At 39.3% G+C, this 15,548-nt stretch carries 12 protein-coding genes and 2 pseudogenes; 8 read left to right on the top strand and 6 right to left on the bottom strand.

Annotated elements, in window-relative coordinates:
• Positions 1-180 precede the first annotated feature (180 nt).
• The 3 genes from ACY45D_RS01355 to ACY45D_RS01345 all read right to left on the bottom strand — a co-directional run bounded on the left by ACY45D_RS01355 (position 181) and on the right by ACY45D_RS01345 (position 2,627).
• Positions 181-432, bottom strand: coding sequence for a DUF6587 family protein (locus ACY45D_RS01355; RefSeq protein WP_463108125.1), 252 nt, complete (start codon positions 430-432; stop codon positions 181-183).
• Between the two features lie 66 nt (positions 433-498).
• The gene (feoB, locus tag ACY45D_RS01350) at positions 499-2,361 is read right to left on the bottom strand and encodes a ferrous iron transporter B (protein ID WP_463108124.1); all 1,863 of its coding nucleotides are present in this window, start codon (positions 2,359-2,361) and stop codon (positions 499-501) included.
• A complete protein-coding gene (locus tag ACY45D_RS01345; RefSeq protein ID WP_463109395.1) occupies positions 2,358-2,627 on the bottom strand; it encodes a FeoA family protein in 270 nt (89 codons plus the stop codon). The genes feoB and ACY45D_RS01345 overlap by 4 nt, the downstream gene beginning before the upstream one ends.
• 166 nt (positions 2,628-2,793) lie before the next feature.
• Between ACY45D_RS01345 and xerD the strand changes: the two genes are divergently transcribed.
• From xerD to thrC, 4 genes are all read left to right on the top strand, one after another.
• Positions 2,794-3,711, top strand: a complete 918-nt coding sequence (gene xerD, locus ACY45D_RS01340; RefSeq protein WP_463108123.1) for a site-specific tyrosine recombinase XerD — start codon at positions 2,794-2,796, stop codon at positions 3,709-3,711.
• A gap of 295 nt (positions 3,712-4,006) precedes the next feature.
• On the top strand, positions 4,007-4,819 hold the full coding sequence (locus tag ACY45D_RS01335; protein ID WP_463108122.1) for a thioredoxin fold domain-containing protein: 813 nt from the start codon (positions 4,007-4,009) through the stop codon (positions 4,817-4,819).
• A gap of 124 nt (positions 4,820-4,943) precedes the next feature.
• Positions 4,944-6,248 carry a homoserine dehydrogenase gene (locus tag ACY45D_RS01330; protein ID WP_463108121.1) on the top strand — a complete coding sequence of 435 codons (1,305 nt, stop codon included), beginning with the start codon at positions 4,944-4,946 and terminating at the stop codon, positions 6,246-6,248.
• 95 nt (positions 6,249-6,343) lie between these two features.
• On the top strand, positions 6,344-7,483 hold the full coding sequence (thrC, locus tag ACY45D_RS01325; protein WP_089605236.1) for a threonine synthase: 1,140 nt from the start codon (positions 6,344-6,346) through the stop codon (positions 7,481-7,483).
• 182 nt (positions 7,484-7,665) lie between these two features.
• Here thrC and pbpG read toward each other — a convergent pair whose 3' ends face one another.
• On the bottom strand, positions 7,666-8,718 hold the full coding sequence (gene pbpG, locus ACY45D_RS01320) for a D-alanyl-D-alanine endopeptidase PBP7/8 (protein WP_463108120.1): 1,053 nt from the start codon (positions 8,716-8,718) through the stop codon (positions 7,666-7,668).
• Between the two features lie 230 nt (positions 8,719-8,948).
• On the opposite strand from pbpG, the gene gacA reads away from it, so the two are divergent.
• From gacA to ACY45D_RS01300, 4 genes and pseudogenes are all read left to right on the top strand, one after another.
• Positions 8,949-9,584 (top strand): response regulator transcription factor GacA, encoded by a 636-nt coding sequence (gene gacA, locus ACY45D_RS01315; protein ID WP_120382748.1) that lies wholly within the window; start codon positions 8,949-8,951, stop codon positions 9,582-9,584.
• A 36-nt stretch (positions 9,585-9,620) separates the two neighbouring features.
• Positions 9,621-11,189: a sensor histidine kinase gene (locus ACY45D_RS01310; protein WP_463108119.1), complete on the top strand. Its 1,569-nt coding sequence runs from the start codon at positions 9,621-9,623 to the stop codon at positions 11,187-11,189.
• A gap of 17 nt (positions 11,190-11,206) precedes the next feature.
• Positions 11,207-12,370: pseudogene (locus ACY45D_RS01305) on the top strand (sigma-54-dependent transcriptional regulator); the annotation flags it as partial.
• 72 nt (positions 12,371-12,442) lie between these two features.
• Positions 12,443-12,619 (top strand): annotated as a pseudogene (locus tag ACY45D_RS01300) (helix-turn-helix domain-containing protein); the annotation flags it as partial.
• 103 nt (positions 12,620-12,722) lie between these two features.
• Here ACY45D_RS01300 and ACY45D_RS01295 read toward each other — a convergent pair.
• Together ACY45D_RS01295 and gpmI are read right to left on the bottom strand one after the other, a co-directional pair.
• Entirely contained in the window at positions 12,723-13,895 is a 1,173-nt protein-coding gene (locus ACY45D_RS01295) for a S41 family peptidase (RefSeq protein ID WP_463108118.1), read from the bottom strand.
• Positions 13,896-13,932: 37 nt separating this feature from the next.
• Positions 13,933-15,480, bottom strand: a complete 1,548-nt coding sequence (gpmI, locus tag ACY45D_RS01290) for a 2,3-bisphosphoglycerate-independent phosphoglycerate mutase (RefSeq protein ID WP_463108117.1) — start codon at positions 15,478-15,480, stop codon at positions 13,933-13,935.
• Positions 15,481-15,548 lie beyond the last annotated feature (68 nt).

Genomic DNA, 15,548 nt, shown 5'->3' with positions numbered 1-15,548 from the left:
GTAAATTTTGAAACTTGCAAAATGTTAGCACTTTGGCGATTTGAAAGCTTTTTCTGTTTTTGATTTCTTGATAATTTTTTGTGTCAGTCCGTAAAAATATTGTCATTATGCTTTGAGAGAATATCAATAAAAAAGCCATCCTAAGTTCTAGAATGGCTTTTTAAATTTAGAAAGCGTTATTTACTTCCACTTGACTGCTTGAACCTCAGGTTTTTTAGGCACTTCGGCATCATTGCTTGAGCAACCACAACCACCTCCACAACCTGCAACCATCGCAGGCTGCAACCATTTTGCTAAACTATTCCAGCCTTTCGAACGGCAAAACTGAGAGAGTTTCGAAAATACCGAATACGCAGACTTTGGAAATACTTTCTTAAAGACAAAGATCGCACTCCAAACCACCAATGCTGTAATAATCAATAATTCAATCATCTCAAGCTCCTTCGCTTATAGACTTAAACCAAACCTAGCCGTAGCTCAGTAAAACCAATTCAACTTTTATAAACCAAAATAACGCGAAGCAATTTGGTAAGTTAAAAATGCCATCAAGTATGCCAAACCAAATAAATAGGCCGTCATTCCTGCTACAGTTTTCCAAGACCCTGTTTCACGCTTTACGGTTGCTAAAGTCGCTAAACAATGTGGTGCATAGATAAACCACACTAAAAGTGACAAACCTGTTGCCAAAGACCAACTCAAATCACCCTGACTGATCAATTGCGAAAGACCTTGGGTCACAGCATCTTCATCAGTCGCAGACAATGCATAAACCACACCTAACGATGCAACCAAGACTTCACGTGCTGCCATCGCTGGAATTAAAGCAATACAAATCTGCCAATTAAAACCAAGTGGTGCAAAGATTGGCTGCATCAAATGCCCCAACATCCCAGCGAACGAATAATCAATCGCAGGTAAAGTTGCACCTTCAGGGGGTTGTGGGAAAGTACACAAGAACCACAACAAGATAGATAAAGCGAAGATAATACCGCCAACACGCTTTAAGAAAATCTTGGCACGATCCAACAATCCAATCCAAACACTTTGAATATCTGGAATACGATAACTTGGCAATTCCATAAGCAAAGCATGTTGAGATTTATCTTTTTGCAAAAACTTCAACACAGTTGCCACAAGTAAAGCACTGACAATACCTGACATGTAGAGGCCAAACAGTACCAAACCTTGCAAATTAAAGATGCCCCAAACCATTTTTTCTGGAATGAATGCAGCAATTAACAATGCATATACAGGTAAGCGTGCAGAACAAGTCATCAATGGCGCAACAAAAATCGTGGTTAAACGATCACGTGGATCACTGATACTTCGTGTCGCCATAATTCCCGGTACAGCACAAGCAAAGCTTGAAAGTAAAGGAATAAATGCTCGACCACTAAGTCCTGCTTTAAACATCAATTTATCAAGTAAGAATGCAGCACGAGGTAGATAACCTGATTCTTCTAAGACAAGAATAAAGAAGAATAAAATTAGAATTTGCGGTAAGAACACCACAACACCACCAGCACCCGCAATAATCCCATCCACAACCAAGCTCTTCAGCAAAGGATGTGAAATAAATGGACCAATGAACCCACCTAGCCATGCAAAACTATCTTCAATCAGGGTCATCACAGGTTCTGCCCAAGCAAAAACTGCCTGAAAGACCACAAACATCATTAATGCAAGCGTCAGTAAACCTAAAACGGGGTGTAAAAATATTTTATCAAGGAAATCTGTACGCTTATCTTCATGGTCAACAAAAACCACGACATCTTTTAAAATTTGGTCAATCTTTTCATGGTTTGAACCCGATAAATTAACATCACTCAGCTCTGTATCAGGCGTTTTGAATTTTTCATTATCCAAAGCAGCCATCAGGTTTTCGATCCCTGCATTACGCACAGCCACGGTTTCTACGATAGGTACACCTAAACGTTGTGACAATTTTTGCGTATTGATCTGCATACCACGGCGGCGCGCTTCATCCATCATGTTCAAAACAAGCAGAATCGGTTTGCCTTGTTCAATGACTTCTAGAACTAATCCAAGATGAAGTTTTAAATTCGTCGCATCGACAATACATAAAAACGCATCTTGCTCTTGTTCTTCGGCAATTTTACCCATCACCACATCACGAGTAATGGCTTCATCTGGGCTGGTTGCATTTAAACTATATGTTCCAGGTAAATCCAAAACACGCACTGCACGACGAGAGGGTAGATTAAATGTACCGACTTTACGTTCAACAGTTACCCCTGCATAGTTGGCAACTTTTTGGCGCGTTCCTGTTAAATGATTGAAAAGTGAAGTTTTACCGCAGTTGGGATTTCCGACTAAAGCGACTCTTAATGTTTCGCTCATGTCGGAGCTCCTTCCAATACATCATAAATTTCAATTTTGGCAGCCTCAATTTTACGTAAAGCAAAACGAGTAAAACCAACCTGAATCAAAATAGGGTCACCACCAAAAACACCTTTGGTGATGACTTGAACACGTGTGCCAGGTACAAAACCCAATGTTTCCAAACGACTCGCCACTAAATCTGGCTGATTGACATTATCTTCTGAGGTACGATTGACCTTGCTGATAATGGCAGTTTGCTTTACTTTCAAGTCTGACAAACGCACTGCAACTAATCCTAAAATTAATTCGATATATAATTTATTATACATACAAATGAGAATAATTACCAAATAAGGTTTGATTACAATTCTCATTTCCCACAGGATTCGACTTCACTTTATTTTTAGTCTACATTTCAACAATAAACCGAAATTTATATGCTTTAAACTTATGCTGAATAAAAAACCACGGATTCCAACAGCTGTAACAATTCCAGAAAATTTAAGTTTTCTAAATGGTTTTCGTGACTATTTAATTGCACAAACAGTCAGCCCACATACACGTAATGCCTATTTATCCGATTTAATTCAATGCAGTGAAGCTGTGAATTCACACCTACCCGATTGGACTGCGGACGATATTTCTGATGTGCTGATCAATCTCACCAAACAAGGTAAAAGCCCGCGTTCAATCGCACGTACGCTTTCTGCATTACGCTCTTTTTTTAAATTCCTTAGAGAACAAAAAATTCGTCTTGATAATCCTGTCGCAACACATAAAACCCCGAAGCTAGGTCGAGCATTGCCTAAAGATTTATCTGAGCAAGATGTTGACGCTTTGATCCAAGCACCAGACACAGAAACTGCGTTGGGTTTACGTGATCGAGCCATGTTTGAAGTGCTTTATGCATGTGGTTTACGAGTCACTGAATTGTTGAATATAAGATTAGAGTTGATCAATTTAAAACAAGGTTATTTACGCATTACAGGCAAAGGTAACAAAGAACGCTTAGTACCATTAGGTGAAGTGGCATGTGAATGGGTTGAAAAATATTTAACACTTGCTCGACCACAACTATATAAATCTTCTACGGATTACCTATTCCTTACACAGCATGGTGGCATTATGAGTCGCCAAAATTTTTGGTATGCAATCAAGCGTTATGCTTTACAAGCCAATATTCAGTCTGAATTATCACCCCATACACTCAGACATGCTTTTGCGACCCATTTGTTAAATCATGGTGCAGATCTGCGTGTCGTTCAAATGCTTCTCGGACATAGCGACTTATCCACCACTCAAATTTACACGCATGTCGCGCAAGTTCGCATGCAACAATTACATGAGAAATATCACCCTCGGGCTTAAATTTAAATGGATGAATGAGGAATATTTTATTAGGCAGATTCAACTAAATAAGTAGCCCCCGATTTATCCAATGTTATTTGTTTCATTGATACCCTGCTCTTTTCAAAGCCGTAGGTTAGGAGTAATTTTAACTCAGCAATCATTGAATCTCTTTTAAATGAACAGCATTGCGGATATATGTCGGCAATTTCTATCCCTTAATCAAGTTTTAACGAATCTCGTCAAAAATTTTGTTATGCTAATTCCCTCAAAGCGAATTCGCTCAAATCATGCTGAAAAACATAAAGAGTTATTTATGCAATTTAATCGTTCAAAATTGATGCTCGCTTGTATCGTTGCAAGTGCAATGGCATTAGGTGCTTGCTCAAAAAACCAAGACTCAAAAAAAGATGACACCCTAACAGCAACTTCCCCAGCGACTGGTGAAGCATCTAATTTAACTGAGCGAAACAAACAACAACGTTTAATTCAAACATTACAAGCCAATTTCAAAAAAGCAGACATCAATGCCAAAATTTTAGATGTTAAGCCCACTGAAATGCCAAATATGTATTGGGTCAGCATGGAAGGTATGAGTTCAGTCTATGCAACAGCTGATGGTAAATACCTTATTCAAGGCGATGTAATTCGCTTAGGTGATAAAAAACTCAGCAGTATTGGTGACAAAATTCAAGCCACTGAGAACAAGAAACATTTTGCCAGCTTAAAAGTTGAAGACTTACTGGTTTATCCGACACAAGGCAAAGCCAAACATGTGGTTTATGTGTTTACCGATGCAAGTTGCCCGTATTGCCATAAACTGCATGAGCATATGAGTGAGATCACAGCGAAAGGAATCGAAGTTCGCTATATCGCATGGCCACGTGGTGAACAATTCATCCCTGCAATGGAAAGTGTGTGGTGTAGTCCAAACCGCCAAACTGCATTTGACCAAGCAATTGCGGGCGTTGCTCTTCCACCTGCGACATGTAAAAACCCAGTTCGTGATCAATATGCTTTAGGTCTTAAAATGGGCGTCAATGGTACACCTGCGATTTACAGTTCAGAGGGTGAATATCTAGGGGGTTACATGACCGCAGATGAAATTGAAAGCCGTTTAAATAAATAGTTTTTATCAATAAATTTACTATTATTTATACATCAATATAAAGTGCGCCAGACCCTAGAGTCTGGCGCATTTTTTAGCTATGATCTAAGCTTAATATAATTTATATGCATAATTGGAGTGTGACGTGAAACCAGTTCGTCTGGCAATACTCGGTCTAGGTACCGTAGGCGGTGGAGCCCTTAAACTACTACAAGAAAACGCTGCCGAAATTCGACGTCGCACCGGTCGTGAAATCGAAATTACTCATGTGGGTACGCGTCGCCCACGTCCAGATTTAGATCTCCCTGCAACCATTAAACAAAGCGCAGATTTACTCGATATCGTACGTCAACCCGATGTCGATGTTGTGGTTGAAGTCATGGGCGGTATTCACCCTGCTTATGAAGTCATTATGGAAGCCATCAAACATGGCAAACAAGTCATTACTGCAAACAAAGCACTGTTAGCAGAACATGGTAATGAGTTGTTTAAAGCTGCTGATGACCATCATGTCCAAATTGCATTTGAAGCGGCTGTTGCAGGTGGTATTCCAATTATTAAAGTCATTCGTGAAGGTTTAGCAGCCAATAAAATTGAATGGCTTGCTGGGATCATCAATGGTACAGGTAACTTTATCCTTACTGAGATGAGTGAAAAAGGTCGTGCCTTTGCAGATGTACTTAAAGAAGCACAAGAACTCGGCTATGCAGAAGCAGATCCAACGTTTGACGTTGAAGGGATTGATGCTGCCCATAAACTGACGATTTTGGCTTCATGTGCATTTGGTATTCCTTTACAGTTTGACAAAGTCTATACCGAAGGCATTACCAAAGTGACTGCGCAAGATGTGAAATATGCAGAAGAATTAGGCTATAAGATCAAGCATCTAGGTATCGCACGTCGTTCTGCAAAAGGCATTGAACTTCGCGTTCATCCAACTTTAATTCCTGAAGAAGAATTAATTGCCAATGTGAATGGCGTCAAAAATGCAGTATTGGTTCAAGCCAACGCAGTCGGCCCAACATTGTACTATGGTGCAGGTGCGGGTGCAGGCCCTACAGCGTCTGCTGTCGTTGCCGATGTTGTAGATATTGTCCGTGACATTATCTATACCGAAGATGGTGCAGGTACAATTCCACAACTTGCTTTTGAGGCTTTATCTGATCTGCCAATTTTAAGCAGTGATGAAATGACAACGGGTTATTACATTCGCTTAAATGCTGAAGATCAAACTGGCGTACTTGCAGATGTAACAACGATTTTAAGCCGTGCTGGTATTGGTATTGATGCCATTATGCAGCAACCTCGCCTAAAAGATTTGATTCCTATTGTGATTTTAACGGATCCAGTTCAAGAATCGATCATGAACACGGCACTTTCTCAAATTCAAGCTTTACCTGCTATTCATGGCGAAATCGTCAGAATTCGTTTAGAATTGCTCGATAACTAATCGGCTTTTTTAATTCCCCTAAGCTGTTTTATGAAAATCAATTTAGGGGTTACAACAATATCTTTATTTGCTCTACATACAATTGGAACACCATCATGTCTAATGCCAATCGCTATACAGGACTTGTTGATCGCTATCGTGACCGCTTACCAGTATCGAAAACTACACGTGCTATTTCTTTAAATGAAGGTAATACACCGCTCATTAAATTAGACAATATTCCCGGTATTATTGGTAAGAATGTTGAAATTTATGTGAAGTATGAAGGTCTAAACCCGACAGGTTCATTTAAAGACCGTGGTATGACCATGGCTGTGACTAAAGCGGTTGAAGAAGGTTCTAAAGCGATTATCTGTGCATCTACAGGTAATACTTCTGCTGCGGCTGCGGCTTATGCGGCGCGTGCAGGCATTAAAGCATTTGTATTGATCCCAGAAGGCAAAATTGCAATGGGTAAAATGGCACAAGCCATGATGTACGGTGCAATTACCATGCAAATCCGTGGTAACTTCGATGACGGTATGCGTCTCGTGAAAGAAGTTGCAGATCAAGCACCTGTAACGATTGTAAACTCGATCAACCCTTATCGTTTGCAAGGTCAAAAAACCATTGCTTATGAGATTGTAGAAGCTTTAGGTCGTGCGCCAGATTATCACTGCTTACCAGTTGGTAACGCAGGAAATATTACTGCGCATTGGATGGGTTATACCGAAGCTGTTGCAAACCAGCCTGTTGAAGAATTTGAGCAAGTGGTTTATGACGCAGCAACTGACAAGTTCACTGGTCCAAATCCTGAAGGTCGTCCAATCATGGTGGGTTATCAAGCATCTGGCGCTGCACCATTCTTACGTGGTGGCCCAGTTGAAAACCCTGAAACTGTTGCTACAGCAATCCGTATTGGTAACCCGCAAAGCTTCAACCACGCTAAGGCCGTTGTGCGCGACTCAAATGGCTGGTTTGATGAATTAACAGATGCTGAAATCTTAGAAGCTCAACGTCTACTTTCTATGTATGAAGGTGTATTTGTTGAACCTGCTTCTGCTGCCTCTATTGGTGGTGCAATCCGTGATATTAAAGCAGGTAAAATTCCTGAAGGTTCTATGATTGTTTGTACCGTAACAGGTAATGGTCTAAAAGATCCTGATACTGCAATTAAACAGTGTGCTGATGCAGTCATGTTGTCAATTGATGCAACAATGAATCAAGTGAAAGACTCTATCCTTTCAAATATGTAAGAATATAATTTGAAACAAAAACCAGTTGCTTGCAACTGGTTTTTTTATTTTCTAGATTCAAAAATTATTCTTCTTCGTACTCATAATCTTCATCATAGCTATTTTGCTTCGCCAATTCTTTTTCAATTCCGATTGGGCACAAAAAAAGCTCTTCATATAGAAGAGCTTTTGAGATCAAAATATTAAATTCTTTTTGGTAGGTGACTCACCCAATTCAACAAATTAGTTGCATCATTGGTACGTGCTTGAGAGGTACTTGCACCCAGCAATACCACCACAGCTGGACGACTGTTTACAGTGGTGTGCATCACGACACAACGCCCTGCTTCATTAATATAACCTGTTTTTGAAATATTAATGTTCCAACCACCATTACGAACCAATGCATTGGTATTATTCGACTTGAGAACACGATAACCTAAATTAAAATCATAATGTGCTGTTGTTGAAAACTGACGAATTAGCCCGTACTGCGAAGCGGCACTCACGAGAATACCCAAGTCACGCGCAGAAGATATATTACGTGGGTCTAAGCCTGTCGATTCAGCATAATGCGTAGAATTCATGCCCAATTGACGTGCTTTGGCATTCATTGCAGCAATGAATGCCTGACGTCCACCTGGATAAGTCCGAGCCAAAGCTGCGGCTGCAGGGTTCTCAGATTTCATCAATGCAACCAACAACATTTCAGCACGATTCATTGTATCGCCGGCTTTTAATGTTGAACTTGAGTTTTTACCACCTGCACCCGCAAAATCAATTTGCTGCAAAGTGATATCTTCAGACATATCCAAACGTGCATCAGCAGTAATTACAGCGGTCATCAATTTAGTAATCGATGCGATTGGCATCGCTGTATTGGTATTTTTACTAAACAGTACTTCACCTGTTTTTGCATCCATCACCAAAGCAGCACGTGCATTGACTGATGGTTGGTTGCTAAAACTATTGGTATCTGCAATCTGTACAGATTTATTGGTCAAAGCTGTAGGTGCAGCATTTGAAGCACGAATCGTTGTGGTTAAAGTCGTTGAGCCTTGCGGAGACGGCTCATCTTCATCTTCTACAGAGTCATCATTCAACAATTGGCTTGCATCAGAAGAAGACCAACTTACAGTCGCTTGTCCTGCCGCCCCTGGTGAATTCATGACGATGTCAGCAAAACCAGTTGAACTCAAACTGAGTAGTACTGATAAACTCAGTACATTCATTAACGTTTTTTTGGAATTTTTCACGATAATTTACTCATCTCAGGGAGGTTTTCACAAACTTGCTAATTGCCTCAAATATGACTTACATTTACACTCAAACGTGACTATATTAAAACAAATATTTTAATCACAGTATTGTGCATAAATATTTTACGGGTATTAGGAATAGCATTGCCAATTTTGTGATGACATTGCAAGTATTTTTTGCGTTGTGTAACAAAAATATTGATATTAAGAATTGTGAGGAGGTGTACGTGATTACTGTCTTAGTGGTAGATGACCATGAATTAGTAAGAACAGGCATCTGCAGAATGCTAGAAGATCAGACTGATATTCAAGTGATTGGACAGGCCGAATCAGGTGAAGAAGCCATTACAATCGTCAGACAACACCATCCGAATGTGGTTTTATTAGATGTCAATATGCCTGGAATTGGTGGCGTCGAAACAACTCGCCGTTTATTACAAACAGCACCAGATACCAAAGTTTTAGCCGTGAGTGGACTTGCAGAAGAACCATATCCTTCATTGCTACTCAAAGCAGGAGCGAGAGGCTATATTACCAAAGGCGCTCCAATTACAGAAATGGTTCGAGCAATCAAAAAAGTCATGCAAGGTGGTAAATACTTTAGCGCAGATATTGCTGAACAATTGGCGAGCTCATATCTATCAGATACGCAAACCTCTCCTTTTGATGCGCTTTCAGAACGTGAAATGCAAGTTGCGATGATGGTGGTCAATTGTGTGAGTGCTCAAGAAATTTCAGATAAACTTTTTGTCAGTGTTAAAACCGTCAATACCTACCGTTATCGTATTTTTGAAAAGCTCGGACTAGACAGTGACGTCAAATTGACTCATCTGGCTATACGTTATGGCTTGATCAAACCTTAAATCTATTAAAAATATAAAGTTTTATTTGAGTATATTATGCTGCCTACGGTATCTGTTCCTATTTATCAAACGATTTACCGCCTAGGCGCATTGTATTCAATTTATCGAATTGTGATTGCTTGCTGTCTAACAATCATTTTTTTGATTACCTTAGAAAATCAAGAATCTCATTACATCTATCCAAGTCTATATTTTTACTCTGTCGCTGCATATACGGTTATTGCAGCTTTACAGCTGATGTTGCTTAGGTTCTATCCTCATGGGGTCAGTAAACAATTTATTGGCTTTTTTATTGTTGATATTCCTTTTTTAAGCATACTTACTTTTGCACTGGATGGCCCTAATCTTGCAATTAGTATTTTGTTTGTCATTACAGTATTTGTCGCAAATTTCTTACTCACCAAAAAAAAAGCGTTATTCGTAACACTGGTTGCTGTGATCGCTGTTATTTATCAGCAATTTTTTGGAAGTTTTTTTGATTTCTCAAATTTAAACAATATTGGGAATAGTGCTTTACTCGCTTTCTTATTTTTTATGGTTTACGGTATCGGACAAGTTGCCATTAACCGCTTTCAACTGCTTGAATCTTTAAACACCTATCAATCGATTGAATTGTTTAAACTACAAAATATTAATCGCTATATTTTAGAACAAATCGAAGTCGGCTATTTGGTGCTCGATGAGCAATATAAAATTATTGTGAGTAACCCTGCCGCTTGCTTACTGTTAGGTATTCCCCCGCTCTATGCCCATGAACAATATCTGCTTTCTAGTTTTCAACCCGATTTGTTTGAATTGTTAGAAAATACGATGGTCAAAGATAGCGAACGCTTTCAATTTGAATCACATAAATCAGCGTATACGGTTGATATTCGTGTACAAAAATTAATTGTGCCCAATCAAGCACTGACACTTTTGGTTTTAGAGGATGCACAAAAAATCAATCAAAAGGTTCAACAATTAAAACTTGCCGCTTTAGGACAATTATCGGCCAGTATTGCCCATGAAATTAGAAATCCTCTTGCTGCAATTGTGCAAGCCAACGATTTAATTATGGGCAGTAGTGGACAGCAGCAAACCATTCTTCATCAAATGATTTCAAAGCAAGCTGTGCGTATTAACAGTATCATTAAAGATACCTTAGATATGGCAAAAAATAGAAAAACCACAGCGACTAAAATTGTTCTGCAAGACTTTTTAAATGATTTATTACTAAATGATTTACAAGATGCGCGCCAAAAAATTCAACTCGACATGCAAGCTCATCTTTCTGTGTTTTTTGATGACTTACAACTGAGACAAGTACTTATCAACCTGATTCGGAATGCGCTACGTCACAATGATGAATTTGCAGATTATATTCTACTTAGGGCATTTAAAAGTGAGCATCACATTTGTATAGATGTGATTGATTTCGGAAAAGGGGTATCAAAACAAGACCTCTCTCAATTATTTCAGCCATTTTTTAGTACCGAAATCAACGGAACTGGTTTAGGATTGTACCTATCACAAAGTATATGTGAAGCGAATCAAGCGAAATTAATTTACGTAGAGCAAAAACAACAAGGGGCATGTTTTCGAATCGAATGCCCACTCACGGAATAAACTAGGTTTTTGGGGATATGACTACACGACAGCCATTGGTTTTACTTGTAGATGATGAGCAAGATTTATGCATGCTCATGCAGATGAGTCTTTCTCGAATGGGCATCAAAACCCATATGGCACATCATTTACAACAAGCCAAATATTTCTTTAGCGAATATAAATATGATGCTTGTATTACAGATCTTAACCTTCCAGATGGAAGTGGTTTAGATCTTGTGAAACACGTGTCTCAACATTATCCTAAAACGCCGATTGCTGTTTTAACAGCCTATGGCAACATGGAAATTGCGATTGCTTCTTTAAAAGCTGGGGCTTTTGATTTCGTCAGCAAACCGATTAACCAATTACACTTACAACAGCTCTTACAAAAAGCTTTGCATGTCCCTCAATTGGATGCTAATGCTGCAGAAATTCCAATTGAACAATCCATGCTCATTGGTAACTCTCAGGTGATTCGTAATCTAAGAGAGTCCATTAAAAAGATTGCACGCTCACAAGCACCTGTATTCATTACAGGTGAATCAGGTACAGGCAAAGAAGTTGTTGCCAATTTGATTCATAAGCTCAGTAACCGCAGTGATAGTCCTTTTATTGCCATTAACTGTGGTGCGATTTCAGAAGACTTGATGGAAAGTGAACTTTTTGGGCATAAAAAAGGCTGTTTTTCTGGTGCTACACAAGACAAACAAGGTCTGATCCAAGCTGCAAATGGTGGTACATTATTCTTAGATGAAATTGCTGAGCTGTCTTTAGCAATGCAAGCGAAGCTGTTACGTGCTGTTCAAGAAAAGAAAATTCGCCCTTTGGGTAGCGATACTGAGATCGAAGTAGACTTCCGTATCATCAGTGCCAGCCATCAAAATATTGAAGTATTGGTTGAACAAGGTAAATTCCGCCATGACCTATTCTTTAGAATTCATGTTATGGATATCGTACTGCCTCCTTTAAGAGCACGTGACCAAGACATTTTAATCTTAGCGGCACATTTTATTCAGATCATTTGTACTGAATGGCAGATTCCAACCAAACAACTCACTGAAAAAGCCAAAGCTTTTCTGTTAGAACAGCACTATTCAGGCAACGTTCGTGAACTGCGCAATATCATTGAAAAAGCCATCACCATGTGTGATGAAGATCTATTGGATATTCAACACTTACAACCCGCTCCACTTCGTGGAGTCAGCCAAAGTGAAACAATTGAAACGGATGTAAAAACAGCAGTACAAACCGATGTAGCGCTGAAAGGCCAGAAAATTCCTGAAGAAGGTTTAGAGGAATATTTGGAAAAAGTGGAAAAAGAAGTACTTCTTTCTGCATTGAACCAAACGCATTGGAATCGAACTTTGGCAGCAAAAAAACTGGGAATGACTTTCCGTTCTCTACGCTATCGTTTGAAAAAATTTGGTTTAGATACAGATGATGATTAAAATAATCGTTTTCTGATCATTTTAAGCACAAAAAACTGAGCCCGTTGCTCAGTTTTTTTGTTTTTCAGTCTCATTTCTTATTTCTTAAGCAACAAACTTCATATTAACGATGTTTCAGCAATTGATCTGAGACATTATTTAAATAAGTTTCTTCTTTTAAATCTATTGTCCATGGCAGGTCTAAATCAGGACGTATGCCCTGCCCATCGATCATATTGCCGTTCGGCGTATAATAATGTGAAACCGTCATTTGTAATGCTGCACCATTGGGCAATGGAAATAGCTTTTGCACAACACCTTTGCCGTAACTCTTTTCACCAATCACCCAAGCCCGCTGGTGTTCTTTCATTGCAGCAGTAAAAACCTCAGCAGCAGATGCGGAACGACCATTGATCAAAACCCCCAGTTTAATGTTTGGAAATTCATTGCCTGGTAAAGCTTGGAATTGTTGATTACCTTCCGAACGGCTCTTGGTGGAAACAATCGTACCTTGATTTAAAAATAAGTCAGCTATTTCAACAGCTGCAGACAATAATCCTCCCGGATTATTACGCAAATCCAATAAAACAGCCTTCACTTTTTGCGAATTATATTCTTCAATTAAACGTTTAATTTCATTGGCGGTATCTTGCTGAAAAACTTTAACTTTCAAGACTAAAACTTGATTGTGCAACATCATCGCTTCAATATCAGCGACATCTAACTTACGATTTCTGACGATCGTTAATATCGGACTTTTTTCATTCAGTTGTAATTGAAAGGTCGAACCAATGGATCCATGCAATAAATCATCGACTTGTTCAGCATTTAGATTTTTAAGCTCTTGATTTTCAATTTTAAAAATAGTGAATCCATCTTTAAGACCCAACTTTGCTGAATCTGAATTATCACGTAAATTTTTAATTTTCCATTGATGAATATGATTATCGAATGTCAATTCAAAATCTGCTGTTGCAAGATCACTTTCAGTGTATTGCATGAGCTGTTTATATTCTTCAGCCGTTAAATAACGTGAATAGCGATCTAAACCACTCACTAAACCCTTAGTTGCTTGTAAAAACAAAACATCATCAGGTTTTTCTTCTACATAGTTATCCTTAACGATTCCATAAATTTGCACAAATTGCTCGATCGATTCAATCGGTACTTCTGTAATCGCCTGTTCAGTTTCTCCATCAAAATCAGGTGGGGCAGTATGTTCAGCTGCCCATATAGAATGGCTTCCACTGGTCAGTAATCCTGTTAAAACAGCAATATATTTCCAAGCTTGAGCCATTCACACACCTGTATTTTATGTCTTATGTATTGTTATCTTATGCGTTCAACGTAATCAAATTACGTCCTTGCATCTCTGATGGCACTGGAAGATTCATCAGACTCAAAATTGTCGGTGCAACATCTGCCAAAACACCGCCTTCCGCAATGGTCGCTGAGCTTGGACCAACATAGATGAAAGGCACAAGTTCCGTTGTATGCTGAGTATGCACCTGACCACTCACATAGTCCTGCATTTGCTCAACATTACCATGATCTGCTGTAATCAACATATGTCCATGTTTTGCCATCACAGCTTCATAAAGACGGCCTAGGCTTGTATCCACAGCTTCTACTGCTTTTACAGCAGCATCAAATACACCTGTGTGTCCAACCATATCACCATTGGCATAGTTCACGACCAATAAGTCATATTCACCTGAATTAACCGCATCAACAAGTTTGTCTGTCACTTCAGGCGCACTCATTTCAGGTTGTAAGTCATAGGTTGCAACTTTAGGTGATGGAATCAAAATACGCTTTTCGCCCGGATATTCATCTTCACGACCACCACTAAAGAAGAAAGTCACATGTGCATACTTTTCTGTTTCTGCAATACGAAGTTGGGTCTTGCCTAATGATGATAAGTATTCACCAATTGAATTTTTCAAATCTTCAGGCATATACGCCACAGGTGCATCAATCGTGGCTTGATAACGTGTCAACATGACAAATTTAGATAAATTTGGCACAACCTTACGTTCAAATCCTGCAAAATCTTTTTCAACAAAAGCTTTGGTAATTTCACGTGCGCGATCTGCACGGAAATTCATAAACACAATACTGTCACCATCAGAGACTTTCACGATATCGCCAATGCGTGTTGCTTTGACAAACTCATCATTTTCATTGGCTGCATAAGCTTGTTCTAAACCTTCAACAGCTGAATCAACCACACGGAAAGCTTCGCCTTCAGTCATCAAGCGATAAGCTTGTTCAACACGATCCCAACGATTGTCACGATCCATTGCAAAATAACGACCGATCATCGTCACAATACGACCTTGATTTGGATATTGTGCAAAAACTGCATCTAATTTTTCTAGTGATGGTTGAGCGCTACGTGGTGGTGTATCACGACCATCGAGAAATGCATGTAAATACACTTTTGCACCACGTTTTAGAGCAAGCTCACACATCGCAACAATATGATCTTGATGTGAATGTACACCACCTTCAGACAATAGCCCCATGATATGCACTGCACCATTGGCAGCTTTGGCTTTTTCTACAGCATCGATCAGGACTTCATGTTCAAAGAAATCACCCGTACGGATGTCTTTGGTAATCCGTGTAAAATCTTGGTAAAGCACACGGCCTGCGCCTAAGTTCATGTGACCAACTTCTGAATTCCCCATTTGCCCATCAGGTAAGCCCACATCTTCACCAGAACCAGAAATTAAACTATGCGGATGCTTTTCTTGCATCATGGTTAGATTTGGCGTTTTTGCTGCTAAAAACGCATTATCTTCGACCGCTTCACGATGACCCACACCATCCATAATCACAAGAACGTGAGGGATTTTGCCAGCAGTTGCATCCGTCATGATTTACACTCTTTTCTGTTTACAAATTAATCGTGCTATCTTACCGTTTTTTTACGGCAGACTCTATG

This window comes from Acinetobacter sp. BZX-2 (genome assembly GCF_055179795.1).
This window is presented reverse-complemented; position numbering and strand designations above follow the sequence as displayed.

Bases quoted from the DNA above. Each gene is read 5' to 3' on its own strand.
- ACY45D_RS01355 (WP_463108125.1), bottom strand. From the start codon at position 432: ATGATTGAATTATTGATTATTACAGCATTGGTGGTTTGGAGTGCGATC.
- feoB (WP_463108124.1), bottom strand. From the start codon at position 2,361: ATGAGCGAAACATTAAGAGTCGCTTTAGTCGGAAATCCCAACTGCGGT.
- xerD (WP_463108123.1), top strand. From the start codon at position 2,794: ATGCTGAATAAAAAACCACGGATTCCAACAGCTGTAACAATTCCAGAA.
- ACY45D_RS01335 (WP_463108122.1), top strand. From the start codon at position 4,007: ATGCAATTTAATCGTTCAAAATTGATGCTCGCTTGTATCGTTGCAAGT.
- thrC (WP_089605236.1), top strand. From the start codon at position 6,344: ATGTCTAATGCCAATCGCTATACAGGACTTGTTGATCGCTATCGTGAC.
- ACY45D_RS01310 (WP_463108119.1), top strand. From the start codon at position 9,621: ATGCTGCCTACGGTATCTGTTCCTATTTATCAAACGATTTACCGCCTA.
- ACY45D_RS01295 (WP_463108118.1), bottom strand. From the start codon at position 13,895: ATGGCTCAAGCTTGGAAATATATTGCTGTTTTAACAGGATTACTGACC.
- gpmI (WP_463108117.1), bottom strand. From the start codon at position 15,480: ATGACGGATGCAACTGCTGGCAAAATCCCTCACGTTCTTGTGATTATG.